Genomic DNA, 15,450 nt, shown 5'->3' with positions numbered 1-15,450 from the left:
GATATGTTAACAGGAAAACAAAAAAGATTTTTACGTGCAAAGGCGCATCATTTAACACCGATTTTTCAAGTAGGAAAAGGTGGCGTAAATGAAAATATGATTAAACAAATTGCAGATGCATTAGAGGCTCGTGAATTATTTAAAGTGAGCGTATTGCAAAACTGTGAGTTTGACCGCCGTGAAGTTGCAGAAGAACTAGCACAAGGTGCGGGGGCAGAAATTGTTCAAGTGATTGGAAGTACAATCGTTTTATATAAAGAATCAAGAGAAAATAAGCAAATTCAACTTCCATAATCGTCGAGGACTTGTATAGTTTTTTTTCGAAAAAATACGTATTGTAGATGAAATGAACAGAAGTAAGCTTTTCCAAAAGAGCAGTTCTTGAGGGGGAGAAAGTGAAACTTTGATCAGTAGGGAGGATTCCTCGCTGATTAAAGGCCCTCATGAATCGGGTTGCCCCAAAATAGCGGGATAAAATAAAGGAGGCATTTCCTTTGAAAAAGATCGGAATTATTGGTGGTACATTTGACCCGCCGCATTATGGACATTTGTTAATTGCGAATGAAGTGTATCATACATTAGAATTGGATGAAGTTTGGTTTTTACCTAATCAAATACCGCCTCATAAGAGGAATCGAAATGTTACAAGCGCAGAAGATCGACGAAAGATGTTGGAGTTAGCAATAGAGAAAGAAGGCTATTTTTCACTTTGTTTAGAGGAGCTTGAGAGAGAAGGACCATCTTATACATATGACACTATGTTACAATTAACGAAGAAGCACCCGGATACAACGTTTTATTTTATTATTGGCGGTGATATGGTGGAGTATTTGCCAAAGTGGTATAACATCGAAAAACTGCTTGAACTTGTAACGTTTGTTGGCGTTGCAAGGCCGGGCTATACTTTACAGACACCTTATAAAATTTTGACGATAGAAATTCCGGAATTTGCTGTTTCTTCATCTTTACTGCGAGAGAGGTATAAGAATAAGAAGACGTGTAAATATTTGCTTCCAGAACAAGTACAGTCATATATTGAGAGGAATGGGTTGTATGAATCGTGACAAAGCTCTTGAGATTGTAAAAAAACAAATGCATGAAAAGCGCTATATACATACGATTGGTGTAATGGAAACAGCGATTGAATTGGCTCAGCGATATGGTGTGGATGAGAAAAAAGCAGAGATGGCTGCTATTTTTCATGATTATGCGAAGTGTAAACCAATTCAAGAAATGGAAGATATCATTAAACGGACGGATTTGCCAAAAGATTTGCTTCAATATAATAAAGAGTTATGGCATGCACCGGTTGGGGCATACTTAGTAGAAAAAGAAGTAGGCATTACAGATCCAGAAATTTTGCAAGCTATTACATATCATACGAGTGGACATGAGAAGATGACAATGCTTGATAAGGTTATTTATGTAGCAGACTATATTGAACCTGGACGCAAGTTTCCAGGCGTGGATGAGGCGCGAAAGTTAGCGCAGGAGGATATAAATAAAGCATTATTATTTGCATTAAAGCGTACGATTCAATTTTTAATGGAAAAGAACCAAACGATTTATCCGTTAACATTTCAAACGTATAATGCAGTTGTAAAGGAGGAAATTACTGGATGAATAATAAAGACTTATTAATGCTAGCAGCAAAGGCAGCTGATGATAAACGAGCAGAGGACATCGTAGTATTAAATATGCAAGGGATTTCACCAATTGCTGATTACTTTATCATTTGTCATGGGAATTCTGATAAGCAAGTACAAGCAATCGCGCGTGAAATTAAAGCGAAGGCACATGAATTTCAAATTGATGTAAAGCGTATGGAAGGGTTTGATGAGGCGCGCTGGGTTCTTGTAGATCTTGGTGATGTTGTAGCACATGTATTCCATAAAGATGAGCGTGATCATTATAATCTAGAGCGCCTATGGGGCGACGTACCGCGCGAAGATATTACAGAAGAGTTAAGCCAATGAGATATGAGCAATTCGCATTACTGTACGATAAACTTATGAATGATGTCCCATACGACAAGTGGGTAGAGTTTACAGAGGAGAGTTTGCAGCAGGCGGGGATGAAAGAAACGAAAATCCTTGATGTAGCTTGTGGTACTGGGAATGTAACGCTTCCACTTGTACAAAAAGGCTATGATATGACTGGTGTAGACCTTTCGGAAGAAATGTTAGCAGTTGCCCAGCAAAAATTAGGAGCAAAAGGGCATTTCATCCCATTTTATCAACAGGATATGAGAGAGTTAGATGTTCCTGGAGAATTCGATTGTGTAACGATTTTTTGTGATTCATTAAATTATGTATTGCAAGAAGAAGGGATACAAGAAACATTTAAGAGAGTATTTCAACATTTACGGAAAGATGGTTTATTTTTATTTGATGTGCATTCTTTATATAAAGTTCATCACATCTTTCAAAATGAAACGTATACAGTAAATGGAGAAGAGATAGCCCTTATTTGGAACTGTTTTCCTGGAGAAGTACCAGATAGTGTGGAACATGAATTATCATTCTTTGTCCAAGATCCAGAAGAAGGGGTATATCACCGATTTGATGAATATCATATCCAGCGTGCATATCCGGTTGAATTGATTACGAAATGGCTTGAAGAAGCGGGTTTTTCTGTAATCCGTGTTATGGGTGATTTTGAACGTATGGAAGTAACAGAACAGACAGAACGCATCTTTTTTATGGTGAAAAAGAATGGATAAAACGAAAAGCAACCTATTCATTGGTTGCTTTTCGTTTTATTTTGCAAAAATAAGAGAAAATAAAGGATTTTATATATAGATGGCGTATTCTTTACGTGTGCCTGCTAAATTGCTCTTCTGCACCAGCTAAATCTTCTGCATATTTTTTATGTGTTCGTTCGAATAACTTGTGGAACATATCCCCGCCGTGTTCTTTTAAAATTTGGATTCCTTCTCCAGTGACCCCACCTTTTACACATACTTTTTCTTGTAATGTCGGTAATGTGAAAATTTCCTTTTCAAGCAATTTCCCCATCCCAATGACCATTTCACTTGCTAAAGTAGTAGCTTCTTCGTGAGTAATTTTTGTTTGCTCTACCGCTGCGTCAATAAAGGCCTGTAATAAATAACTAAAGAACGCTGGTCCGCAACTTGCAATATCAGATGAAACGCGCGTAATATCTTCTTCAATGATTATAGGTGTAGAAATATTTTTGAATAAGTTCAGTAATTGTTCTTTCCATTCCTCAGAACAGTTTTTTCCAAATGTGAATAGGGAAGCGCCAGAGAATGCTCGGTTTGTAATGCTTGGAATAATGCGTGCAACGTGACAAGAAACCACTTTTTCTAATTGGCTGGCTGATATAGGACTAGTGATAGAAATTAAACATTTTTCATCGGTCAAGTAGGCGGTATGTTGTTTTAAAATAGGATAAATATCTAAAGGTTTGACGCAAATAAAAACAAGTTCTGAACGTTCTATTACTTCTTGCACTGTTTTTGCTATACAAATAGAAGGATACTTCTCTTTTATATGATATGCTTTGGCAGGCGTACGATTAATAATAGTGAGGCACGAAGGTTTGACAGCGCGTGTTTCTAAAAAAGCATCAATGAGTATATTTCCCATGTTTCCTGTCCCTATGATTCCGATGTTCAATGTTTCATCCCTCCTTCGTAACATCTTTCTCCTAAACAATATGAACTATGTTGTGAATTTATGAATGGGAGGAATAAAATGATGTGGAATTTACAAAAGAAGTGGTTAGCTTTATTAGGAGCTGCTGGATGTGTGATTGTTCTTTTTTTATGGCAGACAAACAATCAAGAAGAGAAAGCAACGGTTCAACTTCAATCAGCGACAGCTATGAAACGCGAAGAGAAAAATAAATCAAAAGAATTGGAAACAAAAGAGCAGAAAAAAGAAATTATAGTTGATATAAAAGGGGCTGTGCAAAGAGAGGGAGTTTATGAGCTAAGAGAAGGTTCTCGCGTGAAAGATGGTATTGAAAAAGCAGGAGGGTTTTTGCCAGAAGCGGATGTAACACAAGTAAATTTAGCTCAAATTATGCAGGATCAAATGCTTTTATATATTCCTAAAAAAGGAGAACGATTACATGAAACAACGCTACCGGTTCAACAATCTGGAAAGATATCGATCAATCAAGCTTCAAAAGAACAGCTTGAAAACATAACAGGAATCGGTCCGAGGAAAGCGGAGGCAATTATAAAATATCGCGAAGAGCATGGAGCATTTCAAAAGATAGAAGATTTGTTGGAGATAGATGGGATTGGAGAGAAATCACTTGAAAAGATGAAAGATCAAATTATGATTCCATAAAGCAAAACGGGAGTCGTACCATATGAATTTCAAAAGATGAAAGGAGTGTAAAGCCCTCTTTGATTATACGACTGCAAATTTTATGGGAATATAATAAAATATTGACGAGCTTTTTCTTCTTTCGCTACACTACAGATAGACAAAAAGGTGGGTGAAGATATGGAACGAATTTCTTGGGATCAATATTTTATGACGCAAAGCCATTTGTTATCGCTACGTAGCACATGTACAAGGCTTGCAGTAGGAGCGACAATTGTCCGCGACAAGCGAATTATTGCAGGTGGTTATAACGGTTCAATTAAGGGCGGTGTTCATTGTATAGATGAAGGGTGCTATGTCATTGATAATCATTGTGTGCGTACAATACATGCAGAAATGAATGCTTTATTACAGTGTGCGAAATTTGGTGTAAAAACAGAGGGTGCTGAAATTTACGTTACGCATTTTCCTTGTTTGCAATGCTGTAAAGCGATTATTCAAAGCGGTATTACGGCCGTGTATTATGCGCAAGATTATAAAAATCATCCGTATGCGATAGAGTTATTTAAACAAGCAAATGTGACTGTAAAACATGTTCCTTTAGAATATGATATTGCATCATTAGAGCAACAAGAGCGTCATACGCAATTGAAAGAACTGTTTTCTTCGTTAGAAAAAGAAGATTTAACAATGGACGAACTACAACGAGTATTCACAAAAGCGAAACAAATGCTATAAGGAGTGAGAATGAGTTGCGTAGGCAATGGGGCTATATTGCAATTTCTTTTGTAATAGGAATTGCAATTGCCTGTTCTTCGTCCCAATTATTGGGTACGATTTTATTTGGGTGCTATTTTTTATTCTGCACATACCGTACTTCGCGTCAAACCCTCATGTTCTGTATAGTAGCGTGTCTTAGTAGTTTTCTTTATACATCATATATTGAACAGGAAAATAAGCCTTCTATACGTTATGATTTAGAATCCATAACGGGTGTGATTCTAAATACTCCTCTTATTAATGGGAATCGCCTCTCTTTTCAAATAGAAGATAACTCAAAAAATAAAGTGCAGCTATTTTATAACATGCAGTCAGAGAAGGAAAAGAATGTGCTGCGCGGGTTACGTGTGGGGATGGTATGTACTTTTAGAGGAGCGTTAAAGGAACCGCCAAGCGCTCGGAATTTTTATGGATTTGATTATAAAAATTACTTGTACAAACAAAGGATTCATTTTTTGTTTGAGGCAACCGCAATAATGGATTGTAGCAACAATCATGTTACATTTGTAAATTGGCTTTTTCAATTGAGACAAAAAGCAACGTTGGCAGTTGCAGAAATGTTTCCCGAACAATCGGGTGCATTTATGAATGCACTATTATTTGGAGACCGCCAATTCATGTCATATGAAGTGGAACAACAATATCAACAGTTTGGTTTGATTCACTTGCTTGCTATTTCAGGTTCACACATTGTATTACTATCGGCAATTGTATATTTTGTTTTGCTTCGAATTGGTGTAACAAGGGAAAGAACAACAACTGCTCTTATAATTTGTATCCCGCTGTATATGTTTTTTGCGGGGGCATCTCCTTCTGTTATGCGAGCTTCTATTATGGGTACTTTATTGCTCATAGGGGTGATGCATTCCTTTCGTTTATTCAGTATAGATGCGATTAGTGTAACAGCTATATTCATGCTCATATATGATCCATACATGCTTTTTGATATTGGATTTCAATTTTCGTTTATTGGTAGTTTGGCGTTATTGTTATCTGCAAATACATTGTTACAGCATAACCGCGGAGTGATTCAAAATGCAATCATCCTTTCTCTTATTTCACAACTTGCCAGTATCCCGATTACGCTCTATCATTTCGGTTATTTTTCTCCATACAGTATTCCCCTCAATTTGATTTATGTTCCATTCCTGTCTTGTATTGTATTACCGTGTAGCATCATTATTTTTTTATGTATGATGATTTTCCCTCCGCTGGCAAAAGGAATTGCACATCTACTATCTATATGTTTACGCATGTCTAATGATGTTTTGCAGTATTGTGAAGCCTTTCCTTTTGTACGGTTTACGTTTGGACAAACTCCTCCATTTCTTGTAGTGCTTTATTCCTTTAGTATCATTATTATATGTATCGTGTGGGAAAGAGCGATTAGGAAAATATTTTTATATTTCGCCTTTGGTATCTTCTTTTTTTTATGTATGTGTCATTATCTATCTCCATATTTTCGCGCAAGTGGCAGCGTGACATTTATTGATGTGGGACAAGGTGATGCGATATTGATTCGCCTTCCGTATGATAAAGAAGTGTATCTTATTGATACAGGAGGGACAATTCCGATAAAAAAAGAACATTGGCAACAGAAGAAACATGAATTTTCTATTGGGGATGATGTGCTCATTCCTTTTTTACAAAAGCAAGGAATTCGCACGATTGATAAGTTGATTGTGACACATGGTGATGTCGATCATATGGGAGCGGCTAAAGAGGTAGTAGCAGCTCTTGATGTAAAAGAAATTATATTTGGAAAAAAGAGAAAAGATTCTGTATTAGAAGCTGAATTGAAGTACCTTGCGCAGAAAAAAGACATGCGAATCAATAAGGTGAAAGAAGGCGACGGATGGAAAGTTGATGAAGTGGAATTTAGAGTATTATCACCAGAGGGAAGCGAAACAAGTGATAATGATTCTTCTATTGTTCTATGGGCGAAAATAGGAGAATTTACATGGTTGTTTACAGGAGATTTAGAAGAAAAGGGTGAGGAACGTATAGTAAAACAATATCCAAACTTGCGAGCGGACATACTAAAAGTTGGGCATCATGGGAGCAAGACATCTTCTACTGCCCCGTTTTTGCGGCTTATTCAGCCGAAGAAAGCGATTATTTCGGTAGGAGAGCATAATCGATATGGACATCCGCATGACCAAGTATTAAAGCGCCTTGAGGAAATGCAAGTGGAAGTGTGGCGGACAGATAGGGAAGGAGCCATTTTGTATACTTTTCAAGGAAAGAATGGAACATTTCAAAGCAAATTAACATATGATGAAACACAGAAAAGGATGAAAAAAGACCGCAAGTAGCGGTCTTTAGGAACCTATAAATTTAATGATTGTTGCAATAATAAAAAGTGTTGCGAAAAAACCAAATGAGACGATAAATCCTACCCCTGAATCAACAGCATCATTACGTTTGCTTTGAACGTTTTGCTCAAATTCATTCATTTAGCATCCCTCCCCAACATTCCACTTTAGTATAAAATATTGTCAGAAAAAAATCTACAATTTCTCCGCATAGATAGTAAGAGTATCCCGTGTATTCTCTTTTTTAGAAGGTGAATATCCCAAAAAATAAGAAAGATTTACATTACCAAGTATGTTAACAGTTGGTACTTATACTTGGAGGGTTGCTGTAAATAATAAAAGTAAAGTGGTTTACCGCACACCAATAAGATTCCCGGGGCTTATTGCGTGGCGTTTTATATAAATAAAGGAACAGGCAAATACCTGTTCCTTTGGACTTGTAAAACATTACATCCACCAGTAGTATAAAGGTATATTGCCAAATTAGGGAGTAGGAAAAGTATGAGTGATATACATAAGAAAATTAAAAAGAAACAGTTTGCTCCGTTTTATTTATTGTATGGAACGGAAGCCTATTTTATAAATGAAACAATCGATTTAATTACAGTAGAGGCACTTGCCGAAGAAGATCGTGATTTTAATATTGTTACATATGATTTAGAAGAGGCGTATTTAGAGGATGTAGTAGAGGATGCAAGGACGCTTCCATTCTTTGGAGAGCGAAAAATATTATTAATAAAGTCCCCGTTATTTTTAACATCACAGAAAGAAAAATTGGAGCAAAATATAAAAATCCTTGAGGAATATATTGCTGAACCATCTCCATTTTCGATCATGATTTTTATCGCTCCATATGAAAAGTTAGATGAGCGAAAAAAAATTACGAAGTTATTAAAGAAAACGGCTGAGGTAGTAGAAGCGAATGCTATGCAAGTACAAGATGTTAGGAAATGGATTGTAAAGCGTGCTGAAGAAGTTCATGTGCATGTTGAAGAGGCGGCTGTAAGTTTGCTTTTGGAGCTCGTAGGGAGCAATGTAACAATGTTAGCAAAGGAAATGGATAAGTTAACACTGTATGTTGGAACGGGCGGAGACATTACAACAAAACTTGTAAGTGAACTTGTACCGAAGTCAGTTGAGCAAAATGTTTTTGCCTTAACAGAAAAAGTCGTAAAAAAAGATATAGCAGGAGCAATGAAAATATTAGATGGCTTATTTACACAACAGGAAGAACCAATTAAATTATTAGCGTTGCTAGTGAGTCAATTCCGTTTATTACATCAAGTAAAAGAACTACAGCAGCGAGGATACGGACAAAATCAAATTGCTTCGCATATTGGTGTTCATCCGTACCGAGTAAAATTGGCGATGAATCAAACGAAACTTTTCTCATTTGAAGAATTGAAAAAGGTAATTTTCGAGTTAGCGGAAGCGGACTATAGTATGAAAACAGGGAAAATGGATAAGAAGTTAGTTCTAGAATTTTTCTTAATGAGACTGAATCATATGTGACCGGAAAAGTTCATGCGACAATTAGCATGAACTTTTTGTATATAAAAAAACGACCCAAATGGATCGTTTTTAAACGTCTTACGCGTTTACTTTTTTCGCTAAGCGAGATTTTTGACGAGCTGCAGCGTTTTGGTGGATAAGACCTTTACGAGCTGCTTTGTCAAGTTTTTTAGAAGCAGTTTTGAAAGCTTCTTTAGCATTTTCAAGATCGTTATTAGAAACTAAAGCTTCTACAGTTTTAACAGCAGTACGCATGTCAGATTTGATAGAAGCGTTATGTGCACGACGCTCTTCGCTAAGTTTAGCGCGTTTGATAGCAGATTTGATGTTTGCCATACTTTTCACCTCCCTGGTGCGATCGAGTGACTCGATACTTACATAGAACAAGTGATATTCTATCAAACGGTGGAGATAATTGCAATAGCGATATCGATGAAATTTCATATAAAGGAAAGAATGGCTCCGTAGAACTTTGGGAAATCTAACTATATTTACTATAAATTATGGAGGAGATACGATGAAAGAACCATTGGATTTAAGTAAATATGCTGTTAGAACTGACCTTGCGGTAGAGGCGCATCAAATGTTGCAAGAACGGCAACAAGAAAACACCGGTATTCAAGGGGTGATTATAAAAGAGCGTGAAGAGGAAGGGATGACGATTACGAAAGTGACGATTGATGAGAGTGCTTCGGAAGCAATGGGTAAAAAGGCTGGAAATTATTTAACACTTGAAGTGCAGGGGATTCGTCAGCAAGATACAGAACTGCAACGAAAAGTAGAGCGTATTTTCGCAAAAGAATTTGCTTATTTTTTGGAAGAGATTGGGGTTAAGAAGGAAGCGAGTTGTTTAATCGTTGGATTAGGGAATTGGAATGTAACACCAGATGCACTTGGTCCGATTGTTGTAGAGAATGTCCTTGTAACGCGCCATCTTTTTAAATTGCAACCTGAAAGTGTGGAGGATGGATATCGTCCTGTTAGTGCGATTCGGCCGGGTGTCATGGGGATTACCGGAATTGAAACGAGCGATGTGATTTTCGGTATTATCGAAAAAACAAAGCCGGATTTTGTAATTGCAATTGATGCCTTGGCGGCACGTTCTATTGAACGAGTAAATAGTACGATACAGATTTCAGATACAGGGATTCACCCAGGTTCTGGAGTAGGGAATAAAAGAAAAGAACTTAGTCAAGAAACGCTTGGTATTCCTGTAATCGCAATTGGTGTTCCAACAGTTGTAGATGCTGTTTCTATTACGAGTGACACGATTGACTTTATTTTAAAACATTTTGGACGCGAAATGAAGGAAGGAGATAAGCCTTCTCGTTCTTTATTACCAGCAGGATTTACATTTGGTGAGAAAAAGAAATTAACAGAGGAAGATATGCCGGATGAAAAAAGTCGAAATATGTTTTTAGGGGCTGTAGGTATGTTAGAAGAAGAGGAAAAGCGAAAATTAATTTATGAAGTATTGGCTCCGCTTGGACATAACTTAATGGTGACACCAAAAGAAGTAGATGCATTTATTGAAGATATGGCAAATGTAATCGCAAGTGGTTTAAATGCAGCGCTTCATCATCAAATTGATCAAGATAATACAGGAGCATATACACATTGAGTCGCTTTTCGTTGCAATGTGTGTGCGGTGTGATTTTCTGTTTGTTTATCATGCTTGCTGGAATTGGAATGGCAAACTATGGATTGAAGAGTATGAAAGGATATCGGCAGCCGACATATGAACAAATAGCTCATATGACAGGAACGAAACAAGGAAATATGGAAACAGAGATTTTGAGCGAGACGTTTTCTGCAAATGAAAAACAAAAACAGTTAGAAAAAATTAGAAGTTTTAATATAGTAGAAGGTGTTGGAATGAAAATTGCGGAATTGACTCGTAACATTGTAAAGTTTGGACTAGATATAACAATTGGAAAAATTAGAGGAATTTTTAATGCGTTAGGAGCATTCTAATTTAGAAAGTTGTAAAAAGCCCCCTTTTATGATGGCGTGAGCACAAAATCAAAATATATCATCACTTCGACATGAGATAGCGATGGACCGACAAAGTGAAATTTTAATTAGCGGGAGTTCTTCACCCTCCACTGATTATGAGCCCTTGCCAATCGGACTGTTACTGCCCTAAAATAGCGAGATGAAATTCATCCTTTTGCCTCTAGCGAAAAATAGAAATAGGAATTGACACTTATTATTTTTGTTCAGCTCGTCCAAAAAGCTATACTGTTGTGACGAGCTCTTTGTTTGAAAAAGATTTGTCTCTTAATGTGTACTCGCATAAGATAAAAATAGAATGATTTGTCTTGCAAGTAGCACGAGTTTTCATTGAATCTTTGCTGCTCTATTGATATAATCAGTGCTAGTGTATATTGGCGAGACTATTAGGAGTTGAGAACATAGATGAACAAAGAAGAAAGAGCAAAAAGACAGTCCAAAATTCGTAACTTCTCTATCATTGCTCACATTGACCACGGAAAGTCAACGTTAGCAGACCGTATTTTAGAGAAAACAAATGCGTTAACACAGCGCGAAATGAAAGCTCAATTGCTTGACTCTATGGATTTAGAGCGTGAGCGCGGTATTACAATTAAATTAAATGCAGTTCAATTAACGTATAAGGCGAAAGATGGTGAGGAATATATCCTTCATCTAATCGATACGCCAGGACACGTCGACTTTACGTACGAAGTATCTCGTAGTTTAGCGGCTTGTGAAGGTGCAATTCTTGTTGTAGATGCAGCGCAAGGAATTGAAGCGCAAACATTAGCGAACGTATATTTAGCATTGGATAACGATTTAGAAATTTTACCGGTTATTAATAAAATTGATTTACCAAGTGCTGATCCGGAACGTGTTCGTCAAGAAGTAGAAGACGTAATTGGATTGGATGCTTCAGAAGCTGTGCTTGCTTCTGCAAAAGCAGGAATTGGTATTGAAGAAATTTTGGAACAAATTGTTGAGAAAGTACCAGCTCCAGATGGTGACCCAGAAGAGCCGCTACAATGTATGATATTTGACTCTTTATATGACCCATATCGCGGTGTAATCGCATATATCCGCGTTGTAAATGGTACAGTAAAAGTAGGCGATAAAGTACGCATGATGGCAACTGGTAAAGAGTTTGAAGTAACCGAAGTTGGTGTGTTTACACCGAAAACAACGCAGCGAGATGAGTTAACGGTAGGTGATGTTGGCTTCTTAGCGGCATCTATTAAAAACGTAGGAGATACGCGTGTTGGTGATACAATTACACATGCGAAACGTCCAGCAGCAGAACCATTACCAGGTTACCGCAAATTAAATCCGATGGTATTCTGTGGTCTATATCCAATTGATACAGCTCGTTATAATGATCTTCGTGAAGCGTTAGAAAAGCTACAATTAAATGACTCAGCTTTAGAGTTTGAACCAGAAACATCACAAGCGCTTGGCTTCGGTTTCCGCTGTGGTTTCTTAGGACTTCTTCATATGGAAATTATTCAAGAGCGTATTGAACGTGAATTTAAAATTGATTTAATTACAACAGCACCAAGTGTTATTTACAAAGTGTATTTAACAAATGGTGAAGAAATTGTTGTAGATAACCCATCTAATATGCCAGATCCACAGTCTATTGATCGTGTAGAAGAGCCGTATGTAAAAGCATCTATTATGGTGCCGAACGATTATGTAGGTGCGGTTATGGAAATTTGTCAAGGAAAACGCGGTACGTTTATTGATATGCAATATTTAGATGAAACACGTGTTACATTAACGTATGAGATCCCGCTTTCAGAAATTGTATATGATTTCTTTGATCAGCTGAAATCGAATACGAAAGGATATGCTTCATTTGATTATGAATTAATCGGATATCAAGTGTCTAAGCTAGTGAAGATGGATATCTTATTAAATGGAGAACAGGTCGATGCATTATCATTTATCGTACATCGAGACTCTGCGTATGATCGCGGTAAAGTAATCGTAGAAAAGTTAAAAGAATTAATTCCAAGACAACAGTTCGAAGTACCAATTCAAGCTGCGATCGGAAATAAAATTGTAGCGCGTTCTACAATTAAAGCGATGCGTAAAAACGTACTTGCGAAATGTTACGGTGGTGACATTTCGCGTAAGCGTAAATTGCTTGAAAAACAAAAAGAAGGTAAAAAGCGCATGAAGTCTGTTGGATCGGTAGAAGTACCACAAGAAGCGTTCATGGCTGTATTACGAATGGACGATGATAAATAAAAAAAGGAAGCCGCTTTAGCGGTTTCCTTTATTTTTTTAGTTGGTGAATAAATTCGCCCATAAGTTGTGGAAGGTCGTTCCATGCGTGACCAGAAATTAAATTTTTATCAACATGGAAGCGAGTTTGGATGTAAGTTGCACCGCATGCTTCAACTTCTGGACGACAAGCTGTATACGCTGTTAATTCGCGGTTCTTTAAAACGTCTTTAATTACTGTTAAAGCAACAGCGGCATGACATAAAATCATAATTGGTTTATTTGCTTCAAAGAAATGTTTAGCAAGATGTGGGAAACTAGGGTGCATACGGATATGTTCTGGAGCGCGTCCACCAGGAATAATTAAAGCATCGTATTCTTCAGGGTTTACATCATCGAAAGCCGCATGCGCTTCAAGTTGATAGCCGCGTTTCTCTGTGAAAGTTTGCCAATCCTCAAAGTCATGAACAACAGTGTGTAATTTTTCTGTATTTGTTGGAGAAGCGATTGTTACATCAAATCCTTCTTCAAGACAACGGTAATATGGATAGTAAGCCTCTAGTGCTTCAACGGCATCGCCAGTTAACATTAATACTTTTTTAGACATCTTTATATCTCTCCTTTACAATAGTGATGACACTATTTATTGTAAGGAATAAAAGTGTAATATGGAAGAATGCACTTTTGAGTGACAAGGTAACGAAAAAGTAACTATGTAAGAAAAGTTAGGAGACTACTGATGTCTGAAAATATTCGTAAAGATATTCAAGAAAAAATAAGAAATGGTGATTTTAATTGTGAGAAGGAACTAACGCTTTCTATTATTAGTGGGAAGTGGAAGGTTGTCATTCTTTGGCACCTGGGGGTAGAGGGGCCTCATCGCTTCAGTGAGTTACAACGATTGTTTCCGAATATTTCTCATAAAGTTCTATCAAATCAATTAAAGGAATTAATGGAAGATGGAATTGTGGATCGGACAGTATATCCAGAAGTGCCACCTCGTGTAGAGTATTTTATGACGGATTTAGGCATGACGCTTTTACCAATCGTCGAAATGATGTATGATTGGGGGAAAATGCGAATGAAACAAATTCGTGATGGGTTAGAGAAGTAAAGAACCTCCGAAACGTGGAGGTTCTCTTTTTAGAAAGGTAGGAGTAAAATTTGATGCAAGCTGCATATATCCATATTCCATTTTGTCAGCATATTTGTCACTATTGTGATTTTAATAAAGTATTTATTGAGCGTCAGCCTGTTGATCAATATTTAGAGTATTTAGAAAAGGAAATCGTGAATACGGTGCAAAAGGCTCCTTTTAAGCAGATGAAAACGATATTTGTAGGAGGAGGGACACCGACAGCGTTAAATATGAAGCAGACAAAAAAATTGCTCGATATTATAAATCGTCGTTTACGACCGTTTGCTCCAAACTGTGAAGTAACGTTTGAAGCGAATCCTGGAGATTTGCCAAAAGAAAAGTTAAACCTTCTATTAGAAGGAGGCGTGAACCGAATTAGTTTTGGTGTGCAAACATTTCGCGATGAACTATTGAAAAAAATCGGGCGTAAGCATACGAGAGAAGATGCGTTTGTTGCCATTCGTGAAGCGCAGGAAGTAGGATTTACAAATATTAATATTGATTTAATTTATGCATTGCCAGGGCAAACAATTGAAGATGTAAAAGAAACGTTAAATATCGCTTTTACACTTGGAGTGCAGCATTTCTCGGCGTATTCTTTAATTGTTGAACCGAAAACAGTATTTTACAATTTAATGAATAAAGGAAAATTACGGCTACCAGGTGAAGAACATGAAGCAAAAATGTACGAGATGGTCATGGATGAAATGGAGAAACATGGGTATCATCAGTATGAAATTAGTAATTTTGCAAAAGAAGGTCATGAAAGTAGACATAATCTCACATACTGGAATAATGAAGCTTACTATGGGTTCGGCGCTGGGGCACATAGTTATATAAATGGTGAACGAATTCAAAATGTTGGTCCGTTGAAACAATATTTTGCTAAAATCGACGAAACAGGGTTCCCTTATCTAGATGTTCATCAAGTAACGGAAAAAGAGAGAATGGAAGAAGAATTGTTCTTAGGACTTCGAAAAACAAAAGGCGTTTTAAAAAAAGCATTCCAGCAGAAATTTGGGGTGAAGATGGAGGACGTCTTTGCGAATCAATTGGCCCACAATAAAGCACATGGATTACTTGAGGAGAAGGATGGTCATGTTTGTTTGACAAGAACAGGGAAGTTACTAGGAAATGAAGTGTTTCAATCGTTCTTAGTGGATTAACGAAATTATTTCTGTGG

General features: G+C 37.1%; 18 protein-coding genes. 14 read left to right on the top strand and 4 right to left on the bottom strand.

Going from position 1 to position 15,450, the window contains the following annotated elements; translation table 11 throughout:
* The first annotated feature begins 3 nt into the window (after window positions 1–3).
* From yhbY to BCER98_RS15405, 5 genes are all read left to right on the top strand, one after another.
* The gene (gene yhbY / locus BCER98_RS15425) at window positions 4–294 is read left to right on the top strand and encodes a ribosome assembly RNA-binding protein YhbY (protein WP_012095523.1); all 291 of its coding nucleotides are present in this window, start codon (window positions 4–6) and stop codon (window positions 292–294) included.
* 200 nt (window positions 295–494) lie between these two features.
* A complete protein-coding gene (locus BCER98_RS15420; protein ID WP_012095522.1) occupies window positions 495–1,064 on the top strand; it encodes a nicotinate-nucleotide adenylyltransferase in 570 nt (189 codons plus the stop codon).
* Window positions 1,054–1,623 carry a bis(5'-nucleosyl)-tetraphosphatase (symmetrical) YqeK gene (gene yqeK, locus BCER98_RS15415; protein ID WP_012095521.1) on the top strand — a complete coding sequence of 190 codons (570 nt, stop codon included), beginning with the start codon at window positions 1,054–1,056 and terminating at the stop codon, window positions 1,621–1,623. The genes BCER98_RS15420 and yqeK overlap by 11 nt, the downstream gene beginning before the upstream one ends.
* Window positions 1,620–1,976, top strand: a complete 357-nt coding sequence (gene rsfS, locus BCER98_RS15410) for a ribosome silencing factor (protein ID WP_012095520.1) — start codon at window positions 1,620–1,622, stop codon at window positions 1,974–1,976. The genes yqeK and rsfS overlap by 4 nt, the downstream gene beginning before the upstream one ends.
* Window positions 1,973–2,722: a class I SAM-dependent methyltransferase gene (locus BCER98_RS15405; RefSeq protein ID WP_012095519.1), complete on the top strand. Its 750-nt coding sequence runs from the start codon at window positions 1,973–1,975 to the stop codon at window positions 2,720–2,722. Before rsfS ends, BCER98_RS15405 begins: the two co-directional genes overlap by 4 nt.
* A gap of 91 nt (window positions 2,723–2,813) precedes the next feature.
* Here the strand turns inward: BCER98_RS15405 and comER are convergent, their stop codons facing one another.
* Window positions 2,814–3,641 (bottom strand): late competence protein ComER, encoded by an 828-nt coding sequence (gene comER / locus BCER98_RS15400; RefSeq protein WP_041810029.1) that lies wholly within the window; start codon window positions 3,639–3,641, stop codon window positions 2,814–2,816.
* 78 nt (window positions 3,642–3,719) lie between these two features.
* Here comER and BCER98_RS15395 point away from each other — a divergent pair, with 78 nt between their 5' ends.
* The 3 genes from BCER98_RS15395 to BCER98_RS15385 all read left to right on the top strand — a co-directional run bounded on the left by BCER98_RS15395 (window position 3,720) and on the right by BCER98_RS15385 (window position 7,396).
* Window positions 3,720–4,322: a helix-hairpin-helix domain-containing protein gene (locus BCER98_RS15395; protein WP_012095517.1), complete on the top strand. Its 603-nt coding sequence runs from the start codon at window positions 3,720–3,722 to the stop codon at window positions 4,320–4,322.
* Between the two features lie 159 nt (window positions 4,323–4,481).
* Window positions 4,482–5,039 (top strand): ComE operon protein 2, encoded by a 558-nt coding sequence (locus tag BCER98_RS15390; protein ID WP_012095516.1) that lies wholly within the window; start codon window positions 4,482–4,484, stop codon window positions 5,037–5,039.
* A 14-nt stretch (window positions 5,040–5,053) separates the two neighbouring features.
* Window positions 5,054–7,396 (top strand): DNA internalization-related competence protein ComEC/Rec2, encoded by a 2,343-nt coding sequence (locus BCER98_RS15385; RefSeq protein ID WP_012095515.1) that lies wholly within the window; start codon window positions 5,054–5,056, stop codon window positions 7,394–7,396.
* 6 nt (window positions 7,397–7,402) lie between these two features.
* Here the strand turns inward: BCER98_RS15385 and BCER98_RS21345 are convergent, their stop codons facing one another.
* On the bottom strand, window positions 7,403–7,537 hold the full coding sequence (locus BCER98_RS21345) for a YqzM family protein (protein ID WP_041810028.1): 135 nt from the start codon (window positions 7,535–7,537) through the stop codon (window positions 7,403–7,405).
* Between the two features lie 360 nt (window positions 7,538–7,897).
* On the opposite strand from BCER98_RS21345, the gene holA reads away from it, so the two are divergent.
* Window positions 7,898–8,908 (top strand): DNA polymerase III subunit delta, encoded by a 1,011-nt coding sequence (gene holA / locus BCER98_RS15375; RefSeq protein ID WP_012095514.1) that lies wholly within the window; start codon window positions 7,898–7,900, stop codon window positions 8,906–8,908.
* 78 nt (window positions 8,909–8,986) lie between these two features.
* On the opposite strand, the gene rpsT is transcribed toward holA, so the two are convergent.
* The gene (rpsT, locus tag BCER98_RS15370; RefSeq protein WP_012095513.1) at window positions 8,987–9,244 is read right to left on the bottom strand and encodes a 30S ribosomal protein S20; all 258 of its coding nucleotides are present in this window, start codon (window positions 9,242–9,244) and stop codon (window positions 8,987–8,989) included.
* A gap of 181 nt (window positions 9,245–9,425) precedes the next feature.
* Here rpsT and gpr point away from each other — a divergent pair, with 181 nt between their 5' ends.
* The 3 genes from gpr (at window position 9,426) to lepA (ending at window position 13,153) form a co-directional block, all read left to right on the top strand.
* Window positions 9,426–10,529 (top strand): GPR endopeptidase, encoded by a 1,104-nt coding sequence (gene gpr / locus BCER98_RS15365; RefSeq protein ID WP_012095512.1) that lies wholly within the window; start codon window positions 9,426–9,428, stop codon window positions 10,527–10,529.
* The gene (locus tag BCER98_RS15360; RefSeq protein ID WP_012095511.1) at window positions 10,526–10,882 is read left to right on the top strand and encodes a DUF3679 domain-containing protein; all 357 of its coding nucleotides are present in this window, start codon (window positions 10,526–10,528) and stop codon (window positions 10,880–10,882) included. Before gpr ends, BCER98_RS15360 begins: the two co-directional genes overlap by 4 nt.
* Before the next feature lie 444 nt (window positions 10,883–11,326).
* A complete protein-coding gene (gene lepA / locus BCER98_RS15355; RefSeq protein ID WP_012095509.1) occupies window positions 11,327–13,153 on the top strand; it encodes an elongation factor 4 in 1,827 nt (608 codons plus the stop codon).
* A 28-nt stretch (window positions 13,154–13,181) separates the two neighbouring features.
* Here the strand turns inward: lepA and BCER98_RS15350 are convergent, their stop codons facing one another.
* Window positions 13,182–13,736, bottom strand: coding sequence for a DJ-1/PfpI family protein (locus tag BCER98_RS15350; protein WP_012095508.1), 555 nt, complete (start codon window positions 13,734–13,736; stop codon window positions 13,182–13,184).
* 132 nt (window positions 13,737–13,868) lie between these two features.
* Here BCER98_RS15350 and BCER98_RS15345 point away from each other — a divergent pair, with 132 nt between their 5' ends.
* Window positions 13,869–14,243, top strand: coding sequence for a winged helix-turn-helix transcriptional regulator (locus BCER98_RS15345; protein ID WP_012095507.1), 375 nt, complete (start codon window positions 13,869–13,871; stop codon window positions 14,241–14,243).
* Window positions 14,244–14,293: 50 nt separating this feature from the next.
* A complete protein-coding gene (gene hemW / locus BCER98_RS15340) occupies window positions 14,294–15,433 on the top strand; it encodes a radical SAM family heme chaperone HemW (RefSeq protein ID WP_087095353.1) in 1,140 nt (379 codons plus the stop codon).
* The last annotated feature ends 17 nt before the right edge of the window (window positions 15,434–15,450 follow it).

This window comes from Bacillus cytotoxicus NVH 391-98, from assembly GCF_000017425.1.
GTDB classification, from domain to species: Bacteria; Bacillota; Bacilli; order Bacillales; family Bacillaceae_G; genus Bacillus_A; species Bacillus_A cytotoxicus.
Note: the sequence above shows the minus strand (reverse complement) of the source record. Positions and strands in the feature narration are given on the sequence as shown.

Bases quoted from the DNA above. Each gene is read 5' to 3' on its own strand.
- yhbY (WP_012095523.1), top strand. From the start codon at position 4: ATGTTAACAGGAAAACAAAAAAGATTTTTACGTGCAAAGGCGCATCAT.
- yqeK (WP_012095521.1), top strand. From the start codon at position 1,054: ATGAATCGTGACAAAGCTCTTGAGATTGTAAAAAAACAAATGCATGAA.
- rsfS (WP_012095520.1), top strand. From the start codon at position 1,620: ATGAATAATAAAGACTTATTAATGCTAGCAGCAAAGGCAGCTGATGAT.
- BCER98_RS15405 (WP_012095519.1), top strand. From the start codon at position 1,973: ATGAGATATGAGCAATTCGCATTACTGTACGATAAACTTATGAATGAT.
- BCER98_RS15395 (WP_012095517.1), top strand. From the start codon at position 3,720: ATGATGTGGAATTTACAAAAGAAGTGGTTAGCTTTATTAGGAGCTGCT.
- BCER98_RS15390 (WP_012095516.1), top strand. From the start codon at position 4,482: ATGGAACGAATTTCTTGGGATCAATATTTTATGACGCAAAGCCATTTG.
- BCER98_RS21345 (WP_041810028.1), bottom strand. From the start codon at position 7,537: ATGAATGAATTTGAGCAAAACGTTCAAAGCAAACGTAATGATGCTGTT.
- holA (WP_012095514.1), top strand. From the start codon at position 7,898: ATGAGTGATATACATAAGAAAATTAAAAAGAAACAGTTTGCTCCGTTT.
- rpsT (WP_012095513.1), bottom strand. From the start codon at position 9,244: ATGGCAAACATCAAATCTGCTATCAAACGCGCTAAACTTAGCGAAGAG.
- gpr (WP_012095512.1), top strand. From the start codon at position 9,426: ATGAAAGAACCATTGGATTTAAGTAAATATGCTGTTAGAACTGACCTT.
- lepA (WP_012095509.1), top strand. From the start codon at position 11,327: ATGAACAAAGAAGAAAGAGCAAAAAGACAGTCCAAAATTCGTAACTTC.
- BCER98_RS15350 (WP_012095508.1), bottom strand. From the start codon at position 13,736: ATGTCTAAAAAAGTATTAATGTTAACTGGCGATGCCGTTGAAGCACTA.
- BCER98_RS15345 (WP_012095507.1), top strand. From the start codon at position 13,869: ATGTCTGAAAATATTCGTAAAGATATTCAAGAAAAAATAAGAAATGGT.